Raw genomic sequence first — 25,468 nt, forward strand, 5'->3', positions numbered from 1 at the left:
TGGAAAGAGGCTCTTTTTTTGAAAGATAATTAATTGGAGGATAACTATGAGCGAAAGAAATTTAGTTGCTACTGCACTTCATCAGGTGCTAGCAGAACATTTAAGCACTGATGAGATTTTAAATTTATTAGAGAATCCGAAATCGGCTCAACATGGCGATGTGGCCTTTCCCGTTTTTTCACTAGCAAAAGTTTTACGAAAAGCCCCTCAAGCGATTGCAGCAGATCTTGTTGCCCAAATCCCTGCTGACAATTTTGAAAAAGTTGAAGTTGCTGGACCTTACATTAACTTCTTTTTAGATAAAGGCAAAGTTAGTCAACGTACTCTTGCTAAAATCATCACTGAACAAGCCAATTACGGCGATGCCAAAATTGGCCAACAACGAAACATTCCAATTGATATGTCTTCACCTAACATTGCTAAACCAATGTCCATGGGTCACTTACGTTCGACAGTGATCGGTAGTTCATTAGCTAAAATTTTAGCTAAAATTGACTACGCACCGATTCGGATTAACTACATTGGTGACTGGGGAACACAGTTCGGTAAGCTAATTGTTGCCTATAAAAAATGGGGCAATGAAGATGCCGTTCGAGAAGCACCAATCAAAGAGCTTCTACGCTTATACGTTGGTTTCCATGAAGAAGCCGAAAAAAATCCAGAACTGGATGATGAAGGTCGCTACTGGTTTAAAAAGCTAGAAGATGGCGATGAAGAGGCTACTCATTTGTGGAAATGGTTCCGGGAAGAATCTTTAAAAGAATTTCAACGGATTTATGATATTTTAGAAGTTGATTTTGATTCTTACAATGGTGAATCTTTCTATAACGATAAAATGGATCGAGTTACTGATCTCTTAGAAGAAAAACACTTACTTGAAAATAACCAAGGTGCTGACATTGTCGATTTAGAGAAATATAACTTAAACCCTGCCTTGATTCGTAAATCTGATGGGGCAACTTTATATATCACTCGTGATTTGGCTTCAGCTTTATACCGTAAAGAAAATTACGACTTCGCCCAAGCTTTATACGTGGTTGGTAATGAACAGTCCACTCACTTTAAACAACTAAAAGCTGTTTTAACTGAAATGGGTTATGACTGGTCAGAAGACATCCACCACGTACCTTTTGGTTTGATTACTAAAGACGGGAAAAAACTTTCAACTCGTAAAGGCAAAATTGTTTTACTCGAAGAAGTCTTAAAAGAAGCTACTGATTTAGCCTTAGCCCAAATTGAAGCTAAAAACCCTGACTTACCAAATAAAGAAGAAGTTGCTCATCAAGTTGGTGTTGGCGCAGTTATTTTCCACGACCTTAAAAATGACCGCTTAAACAACTTTGACTTCTCATTAGAAGAAGTGGTCCGTTTTGAAGGTGAAACTGGTCCCTATGCTCAATACACTCATGCGCGTTGTGCCTCTATCTTACGTAAAACAAGTTGGACACCTGATTCAGCAACTGACTATCCTTTAAATGATTCTGAAAGCTGGGAAGTCATTAAATTATTACAAGCTTTCCCAAGTGCTGTCATTCGTGCTTCAGAAAAATATGAGCCTTCAGTCATTGCTCGTCATGCTATTCAATTGGCACAAGCCTTTAATAAGTACTATGCCCACACTAAAATCGTCAATGATGACGGTAAACAAGATGCTCGTTTAGCTCTTGTTTACGCCGTTAAAGTTGTTTTAAAAGAAGATTTACGTCTCTTAGGTTTAAAAGCCCCAGAAGAAATGTAACTTTTGACGAACCACCTAGTTTTTTAGGTGGTTTTTATTTTGTCTCAATAAAAAAAGCCCTCATAGCTAGTAACTTGCTACAAGAACTTTAAAAATATTAATTTTGTCATTCATCAGCCTTAACTTAAATCGATTTTTTGATTAATTGCATACATAATTGGTGCTGACACACTCATGATGACTAATTCACTTAAAGCTGTCGTGCCATAAGTTAACCAAAATGGTAATTCGATAGCAATATGCAACATCCAAGCGATTAAACACATACTAATCGTAAAAAATAGTGTGTTAAGGATTAAACGTTTTTTAACATTAGGCACATACTTCGTTAATAACGCTGTTAGACCTAAAGCTAAAAAGGTTTGGCCGCCGCCAAAAATCACATCTAACCAGCCAAATTCTGAAAATAGCATATTGTAGAGGACCACTCCACCTAATACACCCCACATTAGTTTTTTATTAAACACGACTAAATGGTTTAAGCTTTCAGATATTCGTAATTGAAGGGGGCCTTGATTTAAAGGCGAAATCATTGAGAGGGCTAAATACATTGCCGCAATAATCCCATTCAAAACTAGTACTTTTGTCTTTTTACTACTTGTCATTTTTCTACCTCCTCCGAGTTTTGATGACGTGGGATGGTTGATGAACCACGTTGGGATAAGTGAAAGAAAAGACAACGACTACTCCCAAAGTAGGCGTTCCTTGTAACATTATAGAGGATGAGACTATTTTTGACAAGAGCTGCTAGTCTTTCTTTTAGACTACACCTAACCTTGTTTTATTTTGACTTACCTTAGTGAGTCATTTTTGGTATAATAGTCATCTGTGAAAGGAGCTTGTTATGACTGATTTTATTTATCACTTAATTATCAATCGCAATGCCGGCAGTGGTAATGGCGCTCAAGCCGCCCAGGCTGTTATTAATGACTTAAAGAAACGGCAACTGCCTTTTGAAACTTATACAACCGACTACCAAGGCCATGCCTTTGAATTAACTAATCACTTGCTTGCAACGACTTTAAAACCTTGGGAGGAAAAAAGGGACCTAAGCCTTCCCTTTCCTTTATTAGTCGTCTTAGGTGGTGACGGAACCCTCCATGAAGTAATTAACGCCTTAGGAGACTTTCCTGATATTCCAGTGGCTTACTTACCTGCTGGTTCAGGTAACGATTTTGCTCGTGGTGTCGCGATTCCCTTACTGCCTTTGAAAGCCTTAGAACAACTTCTAGCAATTAAAGAACCTCAATTAGTAAACTTGATTAGTTACCATGAATTAATTCAAGATGAAAAAGGCTTAGCGACTAATAATATTGGCATCGGTGTGGATGCGGCGATCGTAGCAAAATCCAATTCTTCAAAAGCCAAGGCTACCTTAAACAAGTTTAAATTGGGTTCCTTAACTTACTTATTTTCAGCGATCAGTGTTTTATTTAAACAATCTGGCTTCCCCGTTTTAATTGAAGCTAACGGCCAAGAGCACCCTTTTAAAAAGACTTTTTTATGTACTACAACTAATCATCCTTATTTTGGTGGTGGTGTGGCAATTGCCCCAACAGCCGATATTAAGCGACCAGAGCTGGAATTGATCCTTGTTGAACGAATTAATTTATTCAAAATTTTTCACTTAATCACGCAATTATTACAGAAGAAACATCTCGGTTCTAAACACGTTCACCATTTTAAAAGCAAGCAACTGCGCATCATCTCAACCACATCCCAATTTGGTCAAGCTGATGGCGAAGAACTTGGACTCCGCCCCTTTGATATGCAATTTTCTACAACTTCACATTTATTTTGGTTAGCTTAAAAAAGCCACTTTCTAAAATTAGAAAGTGGCTTTTTTACATATAATCATAAGGTGAGACGTCTTTTAACCCAATCATCGGGTCAACCGCTTCAGTTTGAACATGTTTAACGGTTAACCTAAAAGCGATTCCTTCAGGTTCTTCCTCATCTGCTGTCACCGCTGCTTCTTCAATGAGTGGAGCAAATAATGAGATTTCTTCTACAAGCGGAGCAGCTCTTTTAATTGCTTCTGGCGACTGAGTCACTGCTGCTTCACTTTTGTTTACTTCTTGCTCTGTTTCAAGGTCATCATCTTCCATGACTAAATTGGCTTCATAGACTTCAAGTTTCGTCTTAATCGTTAAATTCATATCTGTTGCTGAAATAATCCGTTCCGGTAACGTTGTTTTACGATTAATCCCTTCATTGCGGACACAATCCACAAAGGCTGAAGTTTCACCAATTAAGATTAAAATATCTTTACTGCGAGTTAAACCTGTATAAAGCAAGTTTCTTTGAAGCATGCGATGGTATTGCCGAACCATTGGTAAGATGACCATCTTAAATTCTGACCCTTGGGACTTATGAATTGAGCAACAATAAGACAAGGTAATTTTATTCCACTCATTCCGTTTATACGTGACCTCATTACTATCAAACTGTATGACTAACTCATCAATCTTATCATCTGATTCTTTCGCATAAATAATTCCTACAATTTCACCCATGTCGCCGTTAAAGACGTTTGTTTCGGGACTGTTGACAAGTTGTAAGACTTTATCACCAATTCGATAGACTTTATCATTCCAGATAACTTCTTTCCGTTTACCAGTTTCATTGCCATTAAAGATTTCTTGCATCATTTTATTAATGTTATCAATTCCCGCAACCCCGCGATACATCGGCGCTAAGACTTGGATGTCTTGAGCAGTAAAGCCTTTAGACTTCGCTCGGGTGACAATTTGTCGAATGGTTTCTTCGATTTGATAAGCCGTTGCACTAAAGAAAGAGCGGTCTTTCCGATTTTGAGTAAAATCAGCTGGGAGCTCGCCATTTTTAATACTATGAGCTAAAGGGATGATACTAGAATCGTCGTCTTGGCGGTAAATTTCAACTAACTCACAACTAGGAATTTCATTGATGCTTAATAAATCATGGAGAACTTGACCAGGGCCGACTGAAGGTAACTGATCTTTGTCCCCAACAAAAATAACTTGCATGTTAGTCGGGATGGCTTTTAATAAGGTATTAGCCAACCACGTATCGACCATTGAGAGTTCATCAACAATCAACAAACCACCTTCTAATTCCTTGGCAGAGGCGCTTGTATCCTTTTCACGACCTGTAAGACCTAAAAGCCGATGAATCGTGCTAGCGGGCAAGCCAGTAGTCTCATTCATCCGTTTAGCAGCTCGGCCAGTCGGGGCAGCTAGTAAAATTGGAAAAATCTCATTGTGATAATCATCAATGTCTAAAGACAAGCCATTTAATTCTGCAAATAAGGTCACAATTCCATTAATAACAGTAGTTTTACCTGTTCCTGGGCCACCGGTTAAAATAAATAATGGTGATTTGATGGCGGCTTTAATCGCCTCAATTTGTGACTCCCCATAGGAAATTCCTAATTTTTTTTCTAACAAGGTCAAATTACTAACAATGTCTTCCTCAGCATACTTAATTTGTTTCTTGCGACTGAGCAAGCGTTGAACGGAAGTTCCAATCCCCCATTCTGAGAAAAATAACGAATTATCATAAAGTTTAGTGCCTTCTTGTTGAATTTTCCCTTCTTCAACTAAGCGAATAATCTCTTCCGCCCCATCGTCGACTTTAATTTCAAAAGGGCGACTATTTTCTAAGGTTCTGATTGATTGTTTCAATAAATCTTCTGCTTCAATGTAAGTGTCACCACCATCTAAACAGGTGGCTATTAATTCATGGAGAATCGCCGCTCGGATTCGTTGGGGGGAATCAACTGCATAACCTAGTTGTTCTGCTAAGTTATCCGCTCGTTTAAAGCCAATCCCTTCAATGTCTTCCGTTAATCGATAAGGGTTCTCTTGAATCAGTTCTAACGTATCGGCTTTATACATTTGATAGATTGCCATGGCTAATTGGCTTCCAAAGCCATATTGATTCAAGCCAATCACAATTTGTTCCATGCCATAGTTATCACTAATTTGTTTGACTAACATCAGTCGCTTTTCTTTCGACAAGCCACTGACTTCCGTTAGCTTCTCCGGATTCGCCATAATGCCATCAATTGCATTATCACCAAAAACAGCCACAATATTTTGGGCCGTCTTTTTTCCAATTCCAGGAAAGTTATCCCCTGATAAATAATTAATTAAACCTGCTGTTGAAGTTGGTTTGTCTTGTTGATAAGTGTCAACTTGAAATTGTTTCCCATATTTCGCATGGTCGACTACATTACCACTAAAACGATAAATTTCTTCTTCTTGAATTTGCCCGAAATTTCCGGTTACCACGATTTCTGCTTCTTGATAGCTCGTGTTTGTTTCTACGACCTTGATTAGCATTACTTTATAGAAATTCGTTGGATTTTGGAAAAAGATAGCAGCTACCTTGCCAACGATAAATAATTCATTTACTTCTGCTTGTCCATTTTCTAAAGTTGCCATTCTGCCACCTACTTTCAATCTCTTCATTCAATGATAGTCGTTTGCTTGAAAAATGACAAGATGTAAAGTATTATTTAAGCAAATAGCTGATACATTTCAAGTTCATACCTCTTACTCGACTCCCTTCTGTTCCCCCTAAGTAGGTATCATCATGAAAGGCGGTGTCTTTAATGGATGTTAATATTACGCCCTTTACTCCTGCAACTCAGCCTCTTTTAAAACAACAGATGGTTTATTTTTATAAAACCTTCGACTCCTGGTCTGGCACTAATGATAATCGCGACTTCTCTTTTGAAGAATTTTTTGTCGGTGATGAGTCAGATATCACTTTAGAACTTTTTCCTGATGGTAATTCAATTATTTGTTTTGAATTTAAACAAAATGGCCCAATTCGAGCTTCTTTTTTAGGGAAACTGACTAGAACTAAAAAAATTCTCTTTCGCAAAACCCATTTATATTTTGCCGTTAAAATCCCCGCTAACTATGTCCTCTACGCTAAAAGCGATCCTATGAGTTCCTTCGTCAATCGCTTTGTTCAACTCGAGTCTTTTACAGACGCCTTCCATTTATTTCCTTGGGAGAGTTTTCCTTTGACTGATTATCAAACTCGCATTACTTTATTTCAGCAACATGTAAAAGCCCATTTCCCCTATTACCGAAATGAGCTTATCGACTATATTTTAACTGAATCCTTAAATGAGATAGAACCACCTTCCATCAAAACTTTAGCCGAAAACATTGGCGTCACCGACCGCTATATTCGCAAGCTCTTTGCTGAGCAGCTAGGTTTAAGCCCTAAAAAAATCATTCAATTTTTACGACTCCAACAAGCCATTAAACAACTCCTCGAACAAGACTCTGATATTAGCAAGGCTTCTGTCGAAAATAATTTCTACGACCATCCTCACTTTAATAAGTTTTTCAAGCAGCAGACATCTTATTCCCCAACTGAGTTTAAAAAGCTAATTAAGTAACGCATAAATCGGCATTATTAAAAATAAAGCTGGCAACATATTTGCAATTGAAAACTCTTTGATTGCCATAATTCGGAAGCCAGTCGCTAGTAAAATAAAGCCCCCAACTGCTGAAAAATTAACAAGCATGTCTGGTGTCGTTAAAGGTAGAATCGTTGAACCTAAATAAAACAAAATTAAACTAATGACGATTTGAGGAATCACTGTTAAACAAACCATATACCCTAAACTTACACCAAAAATAATAGCGGTACAAAAATCTAAAATTGATTTTAAAAATAGCAAGGACGGATCCCCAGTCATGCCTTCACTCATTGCTCCAATCACTCCTAAGCCACTGGCGCTAAATAAGATTAGAATAGCAATAAACTGAGTCATGAAACTATCACCAGCTAAGGCTGGTTTAGCTTTCATGACTTTTTCTAGGGGACTACGAACCTTACTAGCAACTCCTTCGATGCGTCTTTCTAGTCGTAATAGTTCGCCGATGATCACGCCTGCTAAGATGGCTAAAACCACGCTTAAGGTATCTGTCGTTTGAACTAACAAGGGGATTCCGAGTGAAAATGCAATTAAACCAAAGATTTGAGGCATTCCAGTTCGTAATTTCTCTGGTATCATTCTTCCAACTGAGGCTCCAATCACCCCACCAATTAATGTTGCGACGGCATTTGTTATCGGTCCAATTGGCATAAATATTCCTCCTTTATAATTTAAATCTATGTTCTTTTTCTTTTCCAAGTAAGACTCGACCAACCCCAGCTGCCAAAGCTTCTAATTCCCGCTCACCTGGGATAAAATAGATTGGTCCAAGAAAGGCGAGCTTATTTTTGAAATCCGTCCTTAAAAACTGAGAATAGGCTAAACCACCAGTAATTATGATGCCATCAATCTCCCCATTGACAATCGGTGCTAGACTGCCGATAGCTTTAGCAACTTGATAACTAAAGGCTTCATAAATAAGTTTGGCTTCTGAGTCCCCACTATTAATTTTATCTTCGATAATACGCCCATCATTCGTACTTAAGTAGGATAATAAACCACCTTTTTTACGGTATAACGCCATCATTTCACTTTTTGAATGTTGATAGCATAACTCGATGACTTGCTTAATTGGTAACCCACCTGTCCGCTCTGTGGAAAATGGGCCTTCATCATCAGAAATTAACTCAATCATGCGACCGTGATGATGTAAACTAACACTATTTCCTCCACCTAAATGGGCGACAATCATCGTGATTTCATCGTATTTCCGGCCTTCCTGGCGGGCAACCTCTTTGACTACTGCTCGCATGTTCAAAGCGTGCCCAATACTCTCTCGCTTCAGGCCTTTAAGTCCTGAAATCCTTGCAATAGCCGGAAACTCGTCAACAGTTACCGAGTCGTAAATAAAGGCTCTCGTCCTTTCAGAACAGTGTTCTTTAAGCTTAGCTGCTAACATAGCCCCTAAGTTAGAAGCATGCTCCACCCGTGGCCGTTCTTTCAAATAATCAAGCATCTCTTGATTGACTTCGTAAGCTCCGGCTTTGACTGGTGGCAACAACCCTCCTCGAGCTGCAATTCCATCGATTTGCCTAAGATCAATTTTGGCTTTATGCAAACTTGTTAAAATACTTTCATAACGAAACTCTAGTTGGTCTTGAATTTTCGGAAAGGCCATTAGTTCAGCTAAGGGATGAGTGATTGTTTGCCGATAAACTAATCGATCGTCGCTAAAATAACCAATTTTAGTTGAGGTTGCCCCTGGATTAATTGCTAAAATATTTAAAGTTGTCATTTTTTAATCACCTGCTTTCTTGCCAAGAAAAGAGGCTAATAAGAGAGATAAATACTTTTCTTCACTTGAAGAAGCTCGGGAAGTCATAATAATTGGGACTTCTCCGCCATAAATAACTCCTGCCATTTTCCCTTTGCCAAATACAATCATGCTTTTACCTAAAATATTAGTAGCTGTCACGTCTGGCCCCACCAGCAAATCAGCTTCCCCTGCCACTGAACTTTGATACCCCTTCAATTCAGCTATCTTCGAACTAACTGCCAAATCAAAAGACAAAGGACCATCAATCTGGCACAAGTCTGAATAATTTTTTTGGAAATATTTTTTGATGTCTTCAGCTTCCACTGAAGACTTAATTTTTGAGTTAACTGTCTCAACCGCCGCTAATAAAGCTACTTTGGGTTTGTGATACCCTAAACGCTTCAGCAAATCTATCCCTTGTTTCGTAATAATAATTTTTTCTTCACGGCTCGGTTCTGGTATCATCCCACCGTCTGTTGTTAATAATAATTTATGATAGGCAGGAACTTCATTTAGCACCATATGATTTAATAAGCCATCGGCTACGATGCCATGCTCTCGAGAAACAATCGGCTTTAAAAAATCCCTCGTTTGAATCTGCCCTTTCATCAATCCATCGGCAAGACCTTGCTTAACTAAGGCCACGCCCCGACTAGCCGCTTCCTGATCAGAAGCAGCATGAATGATTTCGACCTCACTGTCAGTGAGCTGTAATTTCTTTAATAGACTTCTGATCTGAGTTTCGTCACCGATTAAAATTGGTGAGACGATTCTTTTGATCCTTTGCTGAAAAAGAGCTTGCAAACTATGTTCATCGGCAGCAGCCACTAGGGCAATTTTCTTTTTTATTTTGCTGTCATTTTGGTAAGTAATCAATTCTTGAAAATTTTTGATAACCATGACTAACCTCCTATTAAAAGGGGCTCTCAAACAATGTTGAGAGCCTCGCTACTCTGTTAGTTAATAAATTTAGCAACCCGGGTAATATTAATTAAGTGTTCAAATTTTAAATTCTCAGAAATAACGTTATTCCCCCATGAGCCACAGCCTAAAGAGACACTTGGGTTTAAACCGTTATTCGGACTACCCCCAGCTTCAATCGTTGGCTGGTTAACTAAGACACGACTCACTGGTAACTCTTTACCAACCCGAATAATGTGATCTTCTTGATGGCTCAAAATCCCTGCTGAATGTCCTTGACCTTCAACGAGTAGATTAGCTTTAGCGATTTTAATTGCTTCTGAAAAATCTTTGTAACCAATCACACTTAAAACTGGGCTAAGTTTTTCTTTCGCTAATAATTCATCGCCCCCGTATTCCGTAATTTTCAGGCCAATGATTTCGACTTCTGGTGGAATATCATGACCGACTGCTTGACCGATGACTTGTGGTGATTTCCCAAGAAACTCTGGGTTACTACGTCCCTCAGGGAAAAGTAACTCTCTGAACTTGGCAACTTCCTCTTCCTCAGCCACAAAGTAAGTCCCATGATTTTCTAGAGCTTTAATAATCTCCGCTTCTTTTTCGATTGGATGAATCAAGGCTTGAGTACAAGCACACACCACACCATTGTCTAAAGAACGGCCAATGACGGTTAATTCAGCGGCAATTTCCAAATCAAAGTCATCGTCTAAGATCAACTGAACATTACCTGGCCCAACGCCGTAAGCCGGAGTGCCACTTGAATAAGCTGCTTTAACCATGCTCGGGCCACCAGTGGCAACGACAACATCAACAGCTGCCATCAATTCTTGTGATTTTTCAACTGAAGGTTCTTGAATAACTTGTAATAAATCTTTTGGTGCTCCAATTTCTTCCAGTCCTTGACGCATAATTTCCACAGTATGAATCATTGTTTTAACAGCACTTGGATGGGGCGAGACAATCACCGCATTCTTCCCTTTAAGTGCTAATAAACCATTGCCCAGTGGGGTGACTGTTGGATTGGTCGTTGGTGCTACGGAACCGACGACGCCGACTGGATGGGCGACTTTAATCAAGCCTTTATCCGGCTCCTCACCGATGACTCCAACTGATTTTTTGCCGACTAAATTATTGTAAATGTTTTTTGCCATGTTTTGATTTTTAATAATTTTATGATCAACTCGCCCCATTCCCGTTTCTGCGACTGCCTCTTCAGCTAGCTCTACATCATGAGCTAAAATGGCTTCAGAAATGGCTTTAGTTAGCTCATCGGTCTGTTCTTGACTATAATCAGCAATTTCAACCATCGCTGCTCTTGCTTGACTAACTAATTGCTTAATTTCCATTCTTTTCCCTCTTTCTAAATATTTTTCTATGGCGCAACATATGTTTCATCCATGATAAGGACTGACTTCAATACTTTTCCTGACACAGAGTCTGCCTCTGCTTGATTAATTTCAGCAAAGGGATAAAACTTAACAAATTGATCAAAAGGAAATAATCCATCTTGATACATCTTGACTAACCGGGGTAAATGATACTTTTGAATAGCATCGCCAATTAAACACCCAATAATTTTCTTGTTACCAAAGACTAAATCAAAAAATGTGTTCACTTCAAACGCTTGTTGAGTCACTGCTAAAGGAATAAATGTCCCACTGTTTGACACACTTTCTAAAGCTTGTCGCATGATTGGTTGGTACCCAGAAGTATCGATGGCGAAATTACAACCTAAGCCATTCGTAATTTCCCGAATTTTTTCAACGATATTTTCTGAATCGACTTTACTATTAATCACATGAGTGGCACCAAGTTTTTCAGCAATCGCTAAGCGCTCTTCATTAATATCTAGTGCGATAATCGTGCTACAACCTGAGGCTTTCGCTGCCATTAAGGCGGCAAAACCAACTGCTCCCGTTCCAAAAATTGCAATCGATTGACCAACTTTCGGTTTTAAAACTTCTAAAACCGCCCCACTCCCAGTTCCTAAACCACAACCTAAAGGACCTAACAGTCGTAAATCGATGTCTTTACTAACTTTAACGACATTGGTTTCATCGACTAAACTATGAGTGGCAAAGGAAGACTGATTAAAGAAACTATTAATATTTGTACCATCGGCTTGTTTAAAGACATACTCTCCTCGAGGATTCATACCTGTATTATTGATTTGGAACCACTTAACACAAGATGATGGGTGACCTTCTGAACAGCGTTGACAATCTTGACAATAGCCGTAACTCAAAATCACGTGATCGCCTGGTTCAACAGCAGTCACTCCTGGTCCGACTTTTTCGACAATCCCTGATCCTTCATGACCTAAGACATTTGGGAAGGCAACTGTATTCCCGTTTCTCTCACCAAAGTCTGAACGACAAATACCTGAAGCAACAATTCGAATTAAGACATCCGTTTCACTCGGTTCTATTAGGTCAACAGTTTGAATTTCATAAGGTTGCCCCACCTCTTGGACTACAGCTGCTTTAATTTTCATCATGTCTTGCTCCTTTCAATTTTTATTCATCTCCACTATAAAAGGAAAGCGTTTTCATTCATAGTAAAAAAAGGAACCAGTTCCGCTTTTTTTGCGAAACTGATTCCTTTTGACTTTCTTAGTTAATTAATTTAATAAATGGCTGCTATCATCCCAAAGGGTTAACTCGAACTCCTGTGATTGAGTTGTTCCTGGCTTAGCTTTTAAAATACTCAATGTATTATTACCAAGGCCGCCCATCTGGCGAACCTTTGCTAATGGTTGACCTGCTAAAGTTTGAATACAGCCAGTCAAGGTCGCGCCGTGGCTGACAAATAAAATTGGCCCTTCCCCCTGCTCTGCTACGGCTTTTAAGACAGCCCCCGTGCTGCGATCTAACATCTCTTGATAGTCTTCCCCACCAAAGGCTCGGTGGTCGTACAGATCAGGATGATAACGTAGGGCTTCTAAATTTTCTAGATGGTTTTTCTTCGCTTCTAAAATATAAGCCCCTTCCAGCTCCCCCATGCCAATTTCTCGCAGCTCTTCCAAATAAGTAATTGGTACTGCTGTTTTTAATTCCTTTTGAATACCTAAAGCTGTGTCTTTCGCTCTTTTTTGCGGGCTAGAATAAATGTGAACAAAGGGAATCTCTGCCAGGCGCTGACCTAGCGCTTTAATTTCTAAATGACTTTTTGGCAACAACGGCGAATCCCCTTCTCGTCCTTGAAAGCGTAGGGCTTGATTCCACTCCGTTTGGCCATGTCGTGTAAAATATAATTCCATTTCCTTCATCCTTTCACGTAACAATTTCCCTTACTGCTAGCTTAGCATTAATCACCATGACAGTAAACTCCCCTTATTTGACCGTTGATATTAGTCATTTTATTCAAAAAATAACGCTTTTTTCGTACAAAATAATAGGGTATCATACCTTTAAACTCTCTCAATCTGACAATAGAAAGGAGCTTAAGTGATGCTTTATGCTTAAACTAACCGCCATCAAAAAAAGCTTTCCCATAGCAGATAATCTAACTGAAGACATTTTAAAAGGTCTTGATTTACAAATAAAAGCCGGTAGCTTCACGGTGATTTATGGGCCTTCAGGTTGTGGCAAGACTACCTTATTAAACTTGATTAGTGGCTTAGATTGGGACTACTCTGGCGACATTCTTTATCGCCATCAGAAACTTGCTGACTTAACTAAGGAAGAACTAACAAATTTCAGAAAGGAAAATATTGGCTTTGTCTTTCAACACTTTAACTTAATTGCCCACATGTCAGTGTTTTAGACAATGTCTACGTACCGATGTATTTGAATGGCCAGAGGGATACCGAAAATCTAGCTAAAGCCACTGCTAGTCTGACTTTAGTTGGGCTTAAAGACTATCTAACTAAAGATGTTACTAGACTATCTGGGGGGCAAAAACAACGGGTTGCGATTGCTCGAGCCTTAGCTAATGACCCTGATTTAATTATCGCTGACGAGCCTACTGGTTCCCTTGATACTCAGGCTCAAAGTCATATTTTAGCTATCTTGAAAGAGCTAACTACTCGTGGAAAAACAGTCATTATTGTGACCCATAACGAAACCGTCAAAGCCTATGCTGATCAAGTCATCCATATCCAAGACGGTGCTGTATTAACTCAAACTTACCAAGGCCCTGACTTAGAAAGGCCAACCCCACCTTATGTTAAAGCCTCTAAGAATCACTTTAAGCTAATCAAAGCTTTTAAAATTGCCTATGCTAACTTTACCCAAAGAAAATGGCGTAATCTGCTAATTGCTGTAGCCACCGCCATCGGTCTGACTGGTATTTTAATTGCTTTTGGCTTAGGCAGTGGCATTATTGACTTAATTCAAGAAGAATTCGCTACAGGTGCCATTCCCTCCCAAATTCAAGTCTCCCTTAGCCCTAATTATGCCGGCGCTACTATTAATCAGGAAGATCAACGCAGTCTATCTGAAATAATTGGTCCTGAGCAAATCAAATACTTAGAATCCCCACTAGTCCTCAGTATGGAGTCCCTGGAAATAGCTGACTTTGGTAAAGTCGATTTTTCAGACCGGATGCCTAGCTACTCCCAAATTGTTAGTTTGTATCAAAACCCAGGAATTAAAGTCGCTGCTAATACTGCAACTGAAATTCTAGTTGGGGAGCCTTACACTGACCCCTTAGAAATCGGCTTAACTTTGCCAGTTAGTTTTTTGACTGATTTGAATGACAGTCACCAGACTCAGCTAGTAGCTAGTGACTTAATTGGTAAAATTGCCAGCCTTGAGTTAGTGGAATTTAGGAGTGAGGGGCCTGTTTATGGCACTTTTCAGACTCCTATTATTAGGATTTTAAAAGATGATTTTTTTGATACGAATTCTTTTATGAGTGATTCCGAAGTCAAAAAAGCCCTTGGGGAAAATCAGTTTACAACGAATCATTCTTTTATTTTACTTGAATTACACAATCCTGAAACGAACGAAACAGCAATTGAAAGAATTTCTGAGAACCAGAAATACCTCGCTTTTTCCCAAACCGGCATCATGGCTGTTATTATCAATTTTATTAAGATCATTCAAGGCCTGTTAATTTTTCTTTCCTCCCAAGCAGTCATTGTGGCGATTGTCATGATTAGCGTGATTCTCTATATTAATATTATTGAACGAAGGAAAGAAATTGGGGTCATGAAAGCAATTGGTTATCACAATAAAGAAATTAATTTGATTTTTTCAGTTGAAGGCTTGCTGATTACTTTTATCGCCTTACTCTTAGGAATCATCGCTTCACTTACGATTGGTACATTGACAAATGTTGTTGTTGCGACTCACTTTCCCCAACTGACTAAAGTCTTTTCACTAAAGCTAAGTGCGATTAGCTACACGACTGTCTTGGCCTTTTTGATGGCTGTGGCAGCTTCTGGTATCCCCATGCTTAAAGTTGGTAAATTAGACCCTGCTGAAGCCATTCGTTCTGAATAACGTTACTGAATATCTTAGCGTTGAGAATTTAATAAACTAAAGGAGTGAAGCATATGACACTCGGTGTCCCTAAGAATCAAGTCCTGCTTGTGCCCTACGACGATCAGTGGCAAACAGCCTTTCAGCAAACTAAAACAACGCTCCTAAGAGTGACTCGTCTTACTGATAGGCAAATCGAGCATATTGGTAGTACTGCTATCGAAGGTCTCAAAGCTAAACCAATCATCGATCTTTTGATTGGCGTCGAAAATCTGTTAACTTTAGATGATGACTTTTTCCTTCAGCTGCAAGCTTGTGGCTTTCATCGGTTGCAAATAAAAAAAGAGGATGAAATTATTTGTGCAAAATTTGCTGATCCAGACTTTAACATTAAAACCCATATCATCCATCTCGTGACGATTCACCAAGAAAAGTGGCATGATTTAATTTTCTTTCGTGATTTTTTAAAACAACAGCTCGCTTATCGCCAAGAATATGAGGAGGTCAAAGTCGCTTTTTTTGAAACCGAAGATCAAGGGATTGAAGCTTATACGTCTTATAAAGAGGCTTTTGTAAAAAAAATTTTGGACTTTAGACAGGCATAAAAACAACCGCCGAGAAGTTTCGGCGGTTGGTCTTTAGTCTAACTTGTCATTGTCATAATGATGGCTTAACTCTAAATTAGGGAAACTTTGTTGACGTAAAGCTTCGTAAACGACTAAAGCGGCAGTGTTAGATAAATTTAATGAGCGAACGTGTTCGTCATTCATTGGGATTCTCAAACAATCTTCTGCTCGTTCCCGCATAAACTCTTCTGGTAATCCGGTTGTTTCTTTACCAAAGATAAAGAAATGGTCTTTATCATCAGCATAGTTGACATCGCTATACACTCGGTGCCCAAATTTAGTAATTAAGTGAATCTCAGCCTCACTATGCTTTCCTAAAAATTCAGCTAAATTAGCATAATAAGTAATGGCAACGTCATTCCAATAATCAAGACCGGCCCGCTTTAACTGTTTATCATCTGTGGAAAAGCCCAGTGGTTCTATTAAATGTAAATGAGTATTCGTAGCAGCACAAGTCCGAGCAATATTACCTGTATTGGCGGGAATTTGTGGTTCAAAAAGTACAATATGATTTGACATAGGCGCCTCCTAATTGAGCTAATTATTATTAAAAAACAAAAAAAGAACGTATCGCCTCGGTGTCAATTCACTGCGAGTCGGTACGTTAGTGAAGCAAATTTCACTAACTTTTATCAGAACAGGAATCTGATAAAAACTATCGAAAAATAACTTTAAAACTACTATATCAAAGGTGTTCCCCTTTTGCAATAGCCTTTTGACTTTCCCTTAAATGTAAACGTTTTATTATCGACCAATTAGAATTAAGACATCAATTGTGATCGTTTCTACATTATTTTCTTGAGCTTTAGCAAAAGCTTCAGCTGTTGCTCCCCAACTTAAAGGTGACATCTTTAATAAATCAATTTGATTTTCCTTTGGTACTGGAAATTGATAAGTTAACCGTTCTTGACTAACTAAGGTTAATTCTTCAGCAAATTTAGTCACAACTTTCTCATTTGAGTAGCTTTGCTTCGCTTCATTGTTTTCATAAAATAATGCTCTTAATTCTTTTAAGTAATCCGCCTCTGGGACAACTTTAATAATTTTACCTTGGCTTTTTAAGACTCGACGAAACTCTTCGTAATGACTTGGTGAAAAAATATTCAGTAAATGGCTAATTGACTGGTCGTTAAAAGGTAAATTAGTCATGTCAGCCACACACCAAAAAGCTTCAATTGGTTGCTCTGTTGCCAAATTAACCCCATCTTTGGAAATATCAAAGCCAATTTTTTGACCTTTGACCTCAAGCGCCGTTAAGTCTTTTAAGAAACTGCCTTCGCCACAACCCATGTCAACTAAAGTTTCAATGTCATCGGTTGCTAAAAGTTCTGATAAGCGAGTGATTAACTGGTCATACAAGCCTGTGTCAATCATCTTTTGGCGGTGAGTTAGCATGCCTTGATCGTAATCAGTCTTAATTGTATGGTTAAGAAAATGGAGTGTCCCCTTTTTCGATAAATCGTATTGATGATTATTTTCACAACTAACTTGGTAATCTCTGATTTGGTTCATTGGTTGATGACAGTTCGGACAACGAAATAGGTTAATATTTTGTTTTAAAAATTGGTCCCCTCTGTCTATTTTTTTTAGCAACATTTAGGTTGCTCCTTTCCTTGAAAGTTCTTACCTATCATAACATATTTCTCCCCTGCTTTATGATACAATTAATAAAAGAATCTATGACTAAAAAGAGTCGGAAAGAGGTTTACTAATGATTATTAAAGAATTTTGTGCTGAAAACTTTACTGCTATTCCCCAAGCAATCCGAGCTGGTGCTCGTCGAATTGAACTTTGCGATAACTTAACTGTTGGTGGCACGACAGTCAGTGTTGGTGTGATGGAAGAAACAATCACTTATTGTCATGAACACGATGTGGCTGTTATGACTATTATTCGCCCTCGTGGTGGGGATTTTGTCTATAACGATACGGAACTTAAAATTATGGAGACTGACTTACAAGAAGCTAAAAGATTAGCAGCTGATGGCATCGTGATTGGCTGTTTAACTAAGGATAACTGGCTTGATGAAGAAGCCATGGAACATTTTATCGACTTAGCTCAAGGCTTAGAAATTACCTTTCATATGGCATTTGATCAACTGACTGCCGCCAACCAATTTAAAGCGATTGATTGGTTAGCTCAGCGCGGAGTTTCAAGAATTTTAACTCATGGCGGACCTAGTAATGAACCGATTGAAAATCACCTGCCTCACTTACAAGCCTTGATTGCTCATGCTGATCAGCGTTTGACCATTTTACCAGGAGGTGGTGTTTCTTTTGAAAATGCTGAAGCAATCGCCACAGCTTTAAATGTCAAAGAAGTTCACGGAACAAAAATCGTCCCTTATAAATAAAAGTTGTTCTAGCAGTGGTCTCTTCCCTTGTGATAATCTTTCTTATCCTTTATTCTATAGTAATAAAGCGTTCCAATAATAAAAAGAGACGGAGTTGCTCTGATGGATAAACTACTAGAAAAAAGAGAGTTAAGAGATTTGCAAATTCTTTCATTATTATACTCTGAAGAACGTTGGTGGAGTACGGAGGAGATTGCTCAGCATTTAAATACCTCAATCGATAGTGCAAATAAATCAGTCAATATTTTAATTGCTTTAGCTAATAATTTTGAGGGTGATTTTCAGATTGTTAATCAAAAAAACAAAGGCGTCATTTTGCATGTGGCTTCCAACTATACGATTGCGAAAATCGAAAGTATTTACTACCAAAATACGACTAGTTATCAAATAATTAATGAACTTTTTCAAAACCCTGATTTAACTTTAGATAAATTAATCAATGATTTATTTATTTCTAAAAGTACTCTTTATCGGAAGCTAAAATCAATCGATTTTATTTTAGAAAAAAACAATTTAAGCTTAGATAAAAACACCTTTAAAATCATCGGTTCAGAAATGAATATTCGTGAATTTTACTATACTTTTTATTGGGCAATTCGACCAGATACTTGGCCTTTTAGAATGGTTAAACGAGATGTCTTTGAACATCGTTTAGACACCTTAATTAGAGAAACGGAACTTGAATTATCTTCTGTTGAAAAAATGCAAATGTACTACCGGATGGCCATTAACTTCATTCAGCAACAAAAAAAGCAATTCATTACCGAAGATGTGGCGAATGTCGTTGTTGATCCTTATCGTTTATTTTTCTTAAAAGATATTGGTCAGTCCTTAGTTGCTAATGTCCCTGCCCCATACCAGCAACAAGAATTTTATTATTTAGCTTTAATCTTCTCGACTTATCCTTACATGGGGGCGGACCCAGAGGCTGAAAGCTTGTTGCCGATTGTTAACTGGTACCGGGAACAACAGACTTTAAGTTACCGAATTAGTGAACATTGGATCAACTCCTTAGCCCAACATTATCCTAATCAAAAAATTAAGGATACTTTGACTGATCCTAAGTTTATGTTTATGCTGCTTTCAGTAACTAATTATTCCTTACTTTTTCCAAAGCTCTTTATCCATTCAGAACTAACAGCAAGTTGGCGTAACCAGGCCGCCGTTTTTAAAAAAGCTACTCCTGGCTTTTACCAACACGTAAAAACTATCGCTCAAAGTATTGAAGAGATGCCTGAATTTAAAGAATCACTAATGAGTACTTCTTATAGCATCTATGCTATTTATAGCATTTTTCAGCAATTTTTTGACTTATATGCCTTTGAAAATACGTTAACAATCAAAGTCGTTTCCGCAGCTGATGCAATTAGTGAAGTCACTTTAAGTGAAACCTTAAAAAACCGGATGTCCCAAAATCTAATAATTTCTTTAAGTAATGACCGTGAGGATCAAAACCAAGTCTATGATTTATTACTATCCGATGTGGCATTTCCTGAAAACCAAGGTCCTAAGAGCAAAGAGACTTATATTTGGGACTTTCCCCCTTCTAACCGAGATTGGCAAAATATTACTGATTTATTAGACCGGATGATTATTGAAAAGAAACAATAAAAAGAGAGACCTGTGACTAGTTTCACAGACCTCTCTTTTTGGCTTGGAAGCCTTTGTTCAAAAAAAATTTCAATTAAATAAAGTAATGCATGAACAAACTAGCAATATTAAAGTAAATTAATACACTTGTTAAATCACTTAACGTCGTAATAAAAGGGCCACTTGCTACAGCGGGATCAAAGCCTAACTTATCCATTAACATAGGAATTAAGCTACCGGCTAAATTGGCAACTGTAATTGCAAACAACATTGCCATCCCGATTACAAAGCCTAGGGGGAAATTGTGTTTCCAAATACCGACTACGACAAAAATCGTAATTCCGGTCACAACGCCGGTAATTAAGCCCGTTAACATTTCACTCCAAATTAAGCGGAAAAAACCACTGTCTTTATCATCTTGAACTGCTAAACGGCGGACTGCCACTGCCAAGGACTGAGTGCCAGCATTTCCTGCTGTTCCGGTAATTAAAGAGATAAAGACAGCTAAAATACTAGCTTCACTAACTAACTCTTCATACTGGCCAATCAAAGTTGCTGTGGACATGCCTAAAAATAATAACGTAATTAACCAAGGCAAACGTTTCGAGGCGGCTTTGAAGGGGTTCTCACTTGAATCTTCAACGTCAACGCCGGCTAAACCAGAGTAATCACTAGCCGCTTCTTCATCAATTACATCAATAATATCATCAACTGTCACAATTCCTAACAAGCGATCTTCGTAGTCGGTAACTGGCACCGCTAAGAAATCGTAATCTCGGATCGTCCGAGCCACATCTTCTTGATCATCGCCGACTTTCACAGCAATTACCCGCTCGTTCATCACATCAGCAATCATCATCTCATCATCGTTAACGATTAAATCACGCAGGGAAATTACCCCTACTAAGACGTTTTCTGGGTCAACAACGAAGACGTAATAAATTGTCTCGGCGGCTTTGGCTTCATTTTTTAATAAGTACATCGCTGAACGAATCGTTTGATTGGCAACAATCGAAACGTATTCAGTGGTCATAATTGAGCCGGCAGTTTCGTCTTCATAGTGGAGTAATTCTTTAATTTCTCTGGCACTGTCTTTGTCCATTAAACTTAAATATTTAGCGACACTGGTTTTATCTAATTGATTTAATGTATCAACAGCATTATCCGTATACATTTCTGATAACATGCTTGCTACGTAATTAGGTTTCATTTCCGTTAAATATTCTTCCACATCTTCTTCGTCTTCTTCAATCACGTCGAACATATCTGCCATTTCTTTTGGCGATAAATAAGTATAGAGACGTTGACGTTCTGATTGACTTAAAGATAAATAAAATTGACCTTGCTCGTAAATATGTAAATCAAAAAACAATTCGCGAAAATCTGTTAATTGATCTCCTTGAAGTAAAGCTAAAATTTCTTCATATTGTTCTTCAATGGTCTTTTGATTATCGCTCAATCCGCTTCCTCCAGTCGACTTAGTGTCTTACATTTTTCTAACTTGTTCCATATCCTCTGCTAAAGGCAAAGTGAACGTCAGCTCTTCCTTAGTAAATGGATGACAAAACTCTAATTTCCCACAATGGAGAGCTTGTCGTTGAATCCCTTGCTCCATGTTCCCAAAGTACATCTCATCCCCTAATAACGGGCAGCCGATTGCTTCAAAATGGACTCTAATTTGATGAGTCCGACCGGTATGTAACTGGATATCGACTAAAGCAAAGTTCGCTGTTTCCTCGGTCAACCAATATTCCGTCTTTGAGGCTAAACCAGCTGGACCGGTTTGTCTTTTTAAAATTGAAGTCAAATCACGCTCAATTGGTAATTCAATAATCTCATGAGTTTTTAAACAACTTAAGTCACCACCAACAAGGGCTTGGTATTTCTTGATGACTTTTTTTTCGCGAAGTTCTTGATCAATCATTGCATGAGCAAAGCCATGTTTCGCGAATAACATTAAACCAGTCGTGTCCCGATCTAAGCGGGTCACAACGTGAATGACCCGATTAACGGCGCCTTTTTCTGTCAAATAATGTTTTACCCGATTTGCCATTGTACCGTTAGGGTGATATTGAGCTGGAATCGAAGCCACATCATAAGGTTTATTAACAATCAAATAATGGTCGTCTTCGAAAACGACTTCAATTGGGGTAGGATCTAGTAACAGCGTCTCATGTTCCCCTTCATCGGGAATTTCTAAGACTAATTCATCATTGTCTTGTAAATAGTATAAGACGTTTTCAACTTGCCCGTTAACACTAATTCGGCCGCCTTGAAATTTAACTTTAGCTAAAAGTCCCCGGGAGACCCCTTGTTTTCTTAAATAATGTTTAATTTGTTGCGGTTCTTTTTGCTCATAAGTCCAACTAAAATTCATTTTATCCTTATCCCTGTCTTTCTGGTATTTCTTCAATAAACGCATCTTTCACCCGACGCCAAAAATGGGTATGGCGGTAAGAAGTAAAGTGAATCCGTTCTTCAGCAATGCGGTAGGAAATCTTTTTAATTTCCGATTGAGGTAAGTTCAACTGGTCTACAGATAATAAATAATCGTCAGCTTTTTCTAAGGCAACAGTAATCCATTCATCATTGGCAATAATAATTGGTGAGCCAAGTGAACGATAGACCCGATTGTTTAAAGAAGCAATCTGAGTCATTTGCAAGGCGTTGATTCGTGGGTGAAGCACCGCTCCCCCGACACTTTTATTATAGCCCGTCGAACCCGTCGGCGTGGCCACTGATAAGCCATCCCCACGAAAGCGCTCGAACAATTCTTCTTTAATAAAAACATCAGCTACCATGGTTTGATTAATTCGTTTAATCGTACATTCATTTAACGCTAAAAAGTGTTGCTTTTCTTTTTCGCCTTCAAAAGAAATATTGACGTCTAATAAGGGATAGCTAACACTTTCCCCTGTGTCTTGCACAAGACTTTCAACTAGCTCTTCTAATTCATAGTCCCGCCAATCAGTATAAAAACCTAAGTGGCCCGTATGGATTCCCACAAAACGAACTCGACTTAATAGGTGGGCATAACGGTGAAACGCCGACAACAACGTGCCATCCCCACCAATTGAGATGACGATATTAGGTTCTTTTTGATCAATCTCAATCGTTGTGGCTTTAATTAATTTTTCTAGCCGTCGCGTTGCCACTTGGGATTTTTCTGAATGATTCGTAATAATCGACACTTTCACAGTTTCACCTCCAAAGTTATTCTTCTGCTGCATTTTTCTTTGCTTGCTCTTCTAACAATATCCGCTCGTTGAGCTTCAAATAATCTTGATAGTAACGGTCGTCTTTTTTTCCACGACCATGGGAGAATAAATGCTGGGCTTCTTGAATTTCTTCACGAATCAGCGACATCTCTTTATCTAGTGAGTCAGCAGCTTCGGAAGCACTCCGAAGTCTTTCTTGAATTTCCGCTGGAAACTCCCCTTGATATTTATAGTTTAAGGAATGTTCAATCGTCGCCCAAAAATTCATCGCTAAAGTTCTAATTTGAATTTCTGCATAGATTTTTTTTTCGCCAGTAATTAGTTGGACTGGGTACTCAATAATTAAATGGTAAGAACGGTAACCACTGTCTTTCATATTCGTAATGTAGTCTCGTTCTTGAATGACTCGCATGTCTTTACGACCTCTAATCAAACGAACCACTTCATAAATATCATCAACAAATTGGCACATAATTCTTAACCCGGCAATGTCTTGCATTTCCGTTTCAACATTTGCTAAAGGGATTCCTCGTAATTTTGATTTAATCAAAATACTGTCTGCCGGTTTGACCCGACCAGTTACGAATTCAATCGGCGCATGTTCGTTTTTTTCACGGAATTGTTTCCGAATACCTTTTAATTTAATTTTCATTTCTGAAACTGCTTGTTCGTATGGTGCTAAAAAACCATCCCAATTTTCCATTATAGCAACCTCATTTATTTATTCTTTCATTGTCATTTACGTTCCACATTATATTTTAGCATAAAATCGTAAAAAAAGTTAGTCAGCCACCTGGGGTTGTGAGTATTTTAAGGCCTTCAATGGATATTATTTGACGAATTTAAACTTTTAAGGGAAACTAAGAGAATCTGAGTTTAAGCAAAGGAGAATTACGATGGCCCATTCAGTTGAAATTGAGTTTAAAACCCTGATTAAAGAAGCGGACTATTTGGCATTAGTCGCTATGTATTGTCAGCCTGCACCTGTTTTTTTCAACCAAACAAATACTTACTTTGACACCCCTGATTTCTCGCTAAAAAGTCAGCACATGGGGTTGCGCATTCGCACATTTGATCAGAGGGGGGAATTAACTCTGAAATCACCACTTAAAGAGAGCCAAGGCTTGTTAGAAACCACGGATTACTTAACTTTAGCAGAAGCACAGGACTTAATTGCCGCTAATCAAATTGTCCCTGATGGACATGTGGCGACTTTCCTGAAAGAACACAGGATTGATATAACAAAGTTAGTTATTCATGGCCAGTTAACTACTAAGCGAGTCGAAGTCAATTTAAGACCAGATGTTTTGTTAGTTTTAGATGAAAGTTGGTATCACGGTCAACATGATTTCGAACTAGAAATGGAAGTCACTGATGAAGAAGCCGGTCAAGCTTTCTTTGTGAACTTCTTGAAAGAAAACCAATTGAGTTACTTGCCAGGGGGGAATAAAGTCACACGGACATTTAATGCTAAATTGTCTAAATAAGGCTTTTCATTTCAATTTTACAGTTTTTTCTGATACATTACTATTATAGATATTGAAAGATTAGGGAGTATGGGGGAATCATTATGATTGAGATTTATTTGTTTATTCATCCACTTTGTCCAGATAGTCTGGCATCTGAAAAGCGGATTTTACAAATAATTCAACAGGAACAAAAGAAGGTTCAATTTAAATTTTTACCATTATTAAACTTACAAAGTTTTCAACAATTCATTGAAGAACATCGCCTTCAATCACTATCGATTGCTGAGAGAAATCATTTATTTGAAATCTCTTATTCCGCAGCACTCGATTACAAAACGATGCAGTTCCAAGGTAAAAAGAAAGGTCGGGCCTTTTTATTAGCCTTACAAGAAAAAATCGTCGTTGAAGGAATTCACTACAGTAAAGCCCTTGTTAATCAAATTATTAGCGAGATTGGTGGCGACTTAGGGATGTTTCATGCTGATCGGGTAAGTCCTTTAGTGATTGACGCTTTTAAAGCTGATCAATCAACAGCTAAAGAAATGAACGTCTTATCTAATGCTTCGGCGGTAATTTTCAACTATGCCTGTGATCGGGATTTTGGCGTCTTAATCGACGAACAACCAACCGAGGAGTTATTACACGAGCTTTTCAAAACAACGACCCGTGGCCGTTTGATTGCTATTAATGGCAATCCCCATTGTCAATCAATGACAATTGATCCTGCCTTACGGTTACTACAAAATTAAAAAATCACTGATGAGTTCCCTCATCAGTGATTTTTTTTATTTTTTAAAGGCTCTACGTCAAATTGTGTGGATGGCTAAAATTTAGTCGAATAAATAGTTACTTAGGCAGCTTCATCAGAAATGGTGAAGTTGCTTTTTTGTGTCACTTTAAAACTGATTAGAATGCGGTGTTTAAA

At 38.3% G+C, this 25,468-nt stretch carries 24 protein-coding genes; 10 read left to right on the forward strand and 14 right to left on the reverse strand.

Annotated features, from left to right (window positions below):
• Positions 1 to 46 precede the first annotated feature (46 nt).
• A complete protein-coding gene (argS, locus tag CBF35_RS10310) occupies positions 47 to 1,738 on the forward strand; it encodes an arginine--tRNA ligase (RefSeq protein WP_126780836.1) in 1,692 nt (563 codons plus the stop codon).
• A 119-nt stretch (positions 1,739 to 1,857) separates the two neighbouring features.
• Here the strand turns inward: argS and CBF35_RS10315 are convergent, their stop codons facing one another.
• On the reverse strand, positions 1,858 to 2,343 hold the full coding sequence (locus tag CBF35_RS10315) for a QueT transporter family protein (RefSeq protein WP_126780838.1): 486 nt from the start codon (positions 2,341 to 2,343) through the stop codon (positions 1,858 to 1,860).
• A 239-nt stretch (positions 2,344 to 2,582) separates the two neighbouring features.
• On the opposite strand from CBF35_RS10315, the gene CBF35_RS10320 reads away from it, so the two are divergent.
• Positions 2,583 to 3,548, forward strand: a complete 966-nt coding sequence (locus CBF35_RS10320) for a diacylglycerol/lipid kinase family protein (protein ID WP_126780840.1) — start codon at positions 2,583 to 2,585, stop codon at positions 3,546 to 3,548.
• Between the two features lie 34 nt (positions 3,549 to 3,582).
• Here the strand turns inward: CBF35_RS10320 and recD2 are convergent, their stop codons facing one another.
• Entirely contained in the window at positions 3,583 to 6,165 is a 2,583-nt protein-coding gene (gene recD2 / locus CBF35_RS10325; protein WP_126780842.1) for an SF1B family DNA helicase RecD2, read from the reverse strand.
• Positions 6,166 to 6,335: 170 nt separating this feature from the next.
• Between recD2 and CBF35_RS10330 the strand changes: the two genes are divergently transcribed.
• Positions 6,336 to 7,139 carry a helix-turn-helix domain-containing protein gene (locus tag CBF35_RS10330; protein WP_126780845.1) on the forward strand — a complete coding sequence of 268 codons (804 nt, stop codon included), beginning with the start codon at positions 6,336 to 6,338 and terminating at the stop codon, positions 7,137 to 7,139.
• Here CBF35_RS10330 and CBF35_RS10335 read toward each other — a convergent pair.
• The 6 genes from CBF35_RS10335 to CBF35_RS10360 all read right to left on the reverse strand — a co-directional run bounded on the left by CBF35_RS10335 (position 7,128) and on the right by CBF35_RS10360 (position 13,120).
• Positions 7,128 to 7,832, reverse strand: coding sequence for a DUF554 domain-containing protein (locus tag CBF35_RS10335; protein ID WP_126780847.1), 705 nt, complete (start codon positions 7,830 to 7,832; stop codon positions 7,128 to 7,130). The two genes, CBF35_RS10330 and CBF35_RS10335, sit on opposite strands and share 12 nt — an antisense overlap.
• 13 nt (positions 7,833 to 7,845) lie before the next feature.
• Complete coding sequence (buk, locus tag CBF35_RS10340; protein WP_126780849.1) at positions 7,846 to 8,916, reverse strand: butyrate kinase; 1,071 nt, start codon at positions 8,914 to 8,916, stop codon at positions 7,846 to 7,848.
• Positions 8,917 to 8,919: 3 nt separating this feature from the next.
• Positions 8,920 to 9,837 carry a phosphate acyltransferase gene (locus CBF35_RS10345; RefSeq protein WP_126780851.1) on the reverse strand — a complete coding sequence of 306 codons (918 nt, stop codon included), beginning with the start codon at positions 9,835 to 9,837 and terminating at the stop codon, positions 8,920 to 8,922.
• A 56-nt stretch (positions 9,838 to 9,893) separates the two neighbouring features.
• Complete coding sequence (locus CBF35_RS10350; RefSeq protein WP_342352320.1) at positions 9,894 to 11,249, reverse strand: aldehyde dehydrogenase family protein; 1,356 nt, start codon at positions 11,247 to 11,249, stop codon at positions 9,894 to 9,896.
• On the reverse strand, positions 11,234 to 12,355 hold the full coding sequence (locus CBF35_RS10355; RefSeq protein WP_126780877.1) for an NAD(P)-dependent alcohol dehydrogenase: 1,122 nt from the start codon (positions 12,353 to 12,355) through the stop codon (positions 11,234 to 11,236). The genes CBF35_RS10350 and CBF35_RS10355 overlap by 16 nt, the downstream gene beginning before the upstream one ends.
• A gap of 126 nt (positions 12,356 to 12,481) precedes the next feature.
• Positions 12,482 to 13,120, reverse strand: a complete 639-nt coding sequence (locus CBF35_RS10360) for a histidine phosphatase family protein (RefSeq protein ID WP_126780856.1) — start codon at positions 13,118 to 13,120, stop codon at positions 12,482 to 12,484.
• Between the two features lie 197 nt (positions 13,121 to 13,317).
• Here CBF35_RS10360 and CBF35_RS10365 point away from each other — a divergent pair, with 197 nt between their 5' ends.
• Genes CBF35_RS10365 through CBF35_RS10385 form a run of 3 tightly spaced genes read left to right on the forward strand, consistent with a single transcriptional unit; the run spans position 13,318 to position 15,892 of the window.
• Positions 13,318 to 13,626, forward strand: a complete 309-nt coding sequence (locus CBF35_RS10365) for an ATP-binding cassette domain-containing protein (protein WP_126780858.1) — start codon at positions 13,318 to 13,320, stop codon at positions 13,624 to 13,626.
• A 17-nt stretch (positions 13,627 to 13,643) separates the two neighbouring features.
• Entirely contained in the window at positions 13,644 to 15,308 is a 1,665-nt protein-coding gene (locus CBF35_RS15075) for an FtsX-like permease family protein (protein ID WP_170174775.1), read from the forward strand.
• A 53-nt stretch (positions 15,309 to 15,361) separates the two neighbouring features.
• Positions 15,362 to 15,892: a GrpB family protein gene (locus CBF35_RS10385; protein WP_126780860.1), complete on the forward strand. Its 531-nt coding sequence runs from the start codon at positions 15,362 to 15,364 to the stop codon at positions 15,890 to 15,892.
• A gap of 33 nt (positions 15,893 to 15,925) precedes the next feature.
• On the opposite strand, the gene trmL is transcribed toward CBF35_RS10385, so the two are convergent.
• Both trmL and CBF35_RS10395 read right to left on the reverse strand, forming a co-directional pair.
• Complete coding sequence (gene trmL / locus CBF35_RS10390) at positions 15,926 to 16,432, reverse strand: tRNA (uridine(34)/cytosine(34)/5-carboxymethylaminomethyluridine(34)-2'-O)-methyltransferase TrmL (protein ID WP_126780861.1); 507 nt, start codon at positions 16,430 to 16,432, stop codon at positions 15,926 to 15,928.
• A 225-nt stretch (positions 16,433 to 16,657) separates the two neighbouring features.
• Positions 16,658 to 17,506 (reverse strand): methyltransferase domain-containing protein, encoded by an 849-nt coding sequence (locus CBF35_RS10395; protein WP_126780881.1) that lies wholly within the window; start codon positions 17,504 to 17,506, stop codon positions 16,658 to 16,660.
• A gap of 121 nt (positions 17,507 to 17,627) precedes the next feature.
• Here CBF35_RS10395 and CBF35_RS10400 point away from each other — a divergent pair, with 121 nt between their 5' ends.
• Complete coding sequence (locus tag CBF35_RS10400; RefSeq protein WP_126780883.1) at positions 17,628 to 18,266, forward strand: copper homeostasis protein CutC; 639 nt, start codon at positions 17,628 to 17,630, stop codon at positions 18,264 to 18,266.
• A 102-nt stretch (positions 18,267 to 18,368) separates the two neighbouring features.
• The gene (locus CBF35_RS10405; RefSeq protein ID WP_126780863.1) at positions 18,369 to 19,877 is read left to right on the forward strand and encodes an AcpB/EbpR/MafR family transcriptional regulator; all 1,509 of its coding nucleotides are present in this window, start codon (positions 18,369 to 18,371) and stop codon (positions 19,875 to 19,877) included.
• A 73-nt stretch (positions 19,878 to 19,950) separates the two neighbouring features.
• On the opposite strand, the gene mgtE is transcribed toward CBF35_RS10405, so the two are convergent.
• Genes mgtE through yjbM form a run of 4 tightly spaced genes read right to left on the reverse strand, consistent with a single transcriptional unit; the run spans position 19,951 to position 23,777 of the window.
• Positions 19,951 to 21,294: a magnesium transporter gene (gene mgtE / locus CBF35_RS10410; RefSeq protein ID WP_407290327.1), complete on the reverse strand. Its 1,344-nt coding sequence runs from the start codon at positions 21,292 to 21,294 to the stop codon at positions 19,951 to 19,953.
• A gap of 48 nt (positions 21,295 to 21,342) precedes the next feature.
• Positions 21,343 to 22,233, reverse strand: coding sequence for an RluA family pseudouridine synthase (locus CBF35_RS10415; protein ID WP_126780867.1), 891 nt, complete (start codon positions 22,231 to 22,233; stop codon positions 21,343 to 21,345).
• Between the two features lie 7 nt (positions 22,234 to 22,240).
• Positions 22,241 to 23,053, reverse strand: a complete 813-nt coding sequence (locus CBF35_RS10420) for an NAD kinase (protein WP_126780869.1) — start codon at positions 23,051 to 23,053, stop codon at positions 22,241 to 22,243.
• 16 nt (positions 23,054 to 23,069) lie between these two features.
• Entirely contained in the window at positions 23,070 to 23,777 is a 708-nt protein-coding gene (yjbM, locus tag CBF35_RS10425) for a GTP diphosphokinase (protein WP_193991271.1), read from the reverse strand.
• Between the two features lie 193 nt (positions 23,778 to 23,970).
• Here yjbM and CBF35_RS10430 point away from each other — a divergent pair, with 193 nt between their 5' ends.
• Both CBF35_RS10430 and CBF35_RS10435 read left to right on the forward strand, forming a co-directional pair.
• Positions 23,971 to 24,561 carry a CYTH domain-containing protein gene (locus tag CBF35_RS10430; RefSeq protein WP_126780873.1) on the forward strand — a complete coding sequence of 197 codons (591 nt, stop codon included), beginning with the start codon at positions 23,971 to 23,973 and terminating at the stop codon, positions 24,559 to 24,561.
• Between the two features lie 83 nt (positions 24,562 to 24,644).
• Positions 24,645 to 25,292, forward strand: coding sequence for a DsbA family protein (locus tag CBF35_RS10435; RefSeq protein ID WP_126780875.1), 648 nt, complete (start codon positions 24,645 to 24,647; stop codon positions 25,290 to 25,292).
• Positions 25,293 to 25,468: the final 176 nt, after the last annotated feature.

It is taken from the genome of Vagococcus salmoninarum (assembly GCF_003987495.1).
GTDB lineage: Bacteria > Bacillota > Bacilli > Lactobacillales > Vagococcaceae > Vagococcus_D > Vagococcus_D salmoninarum.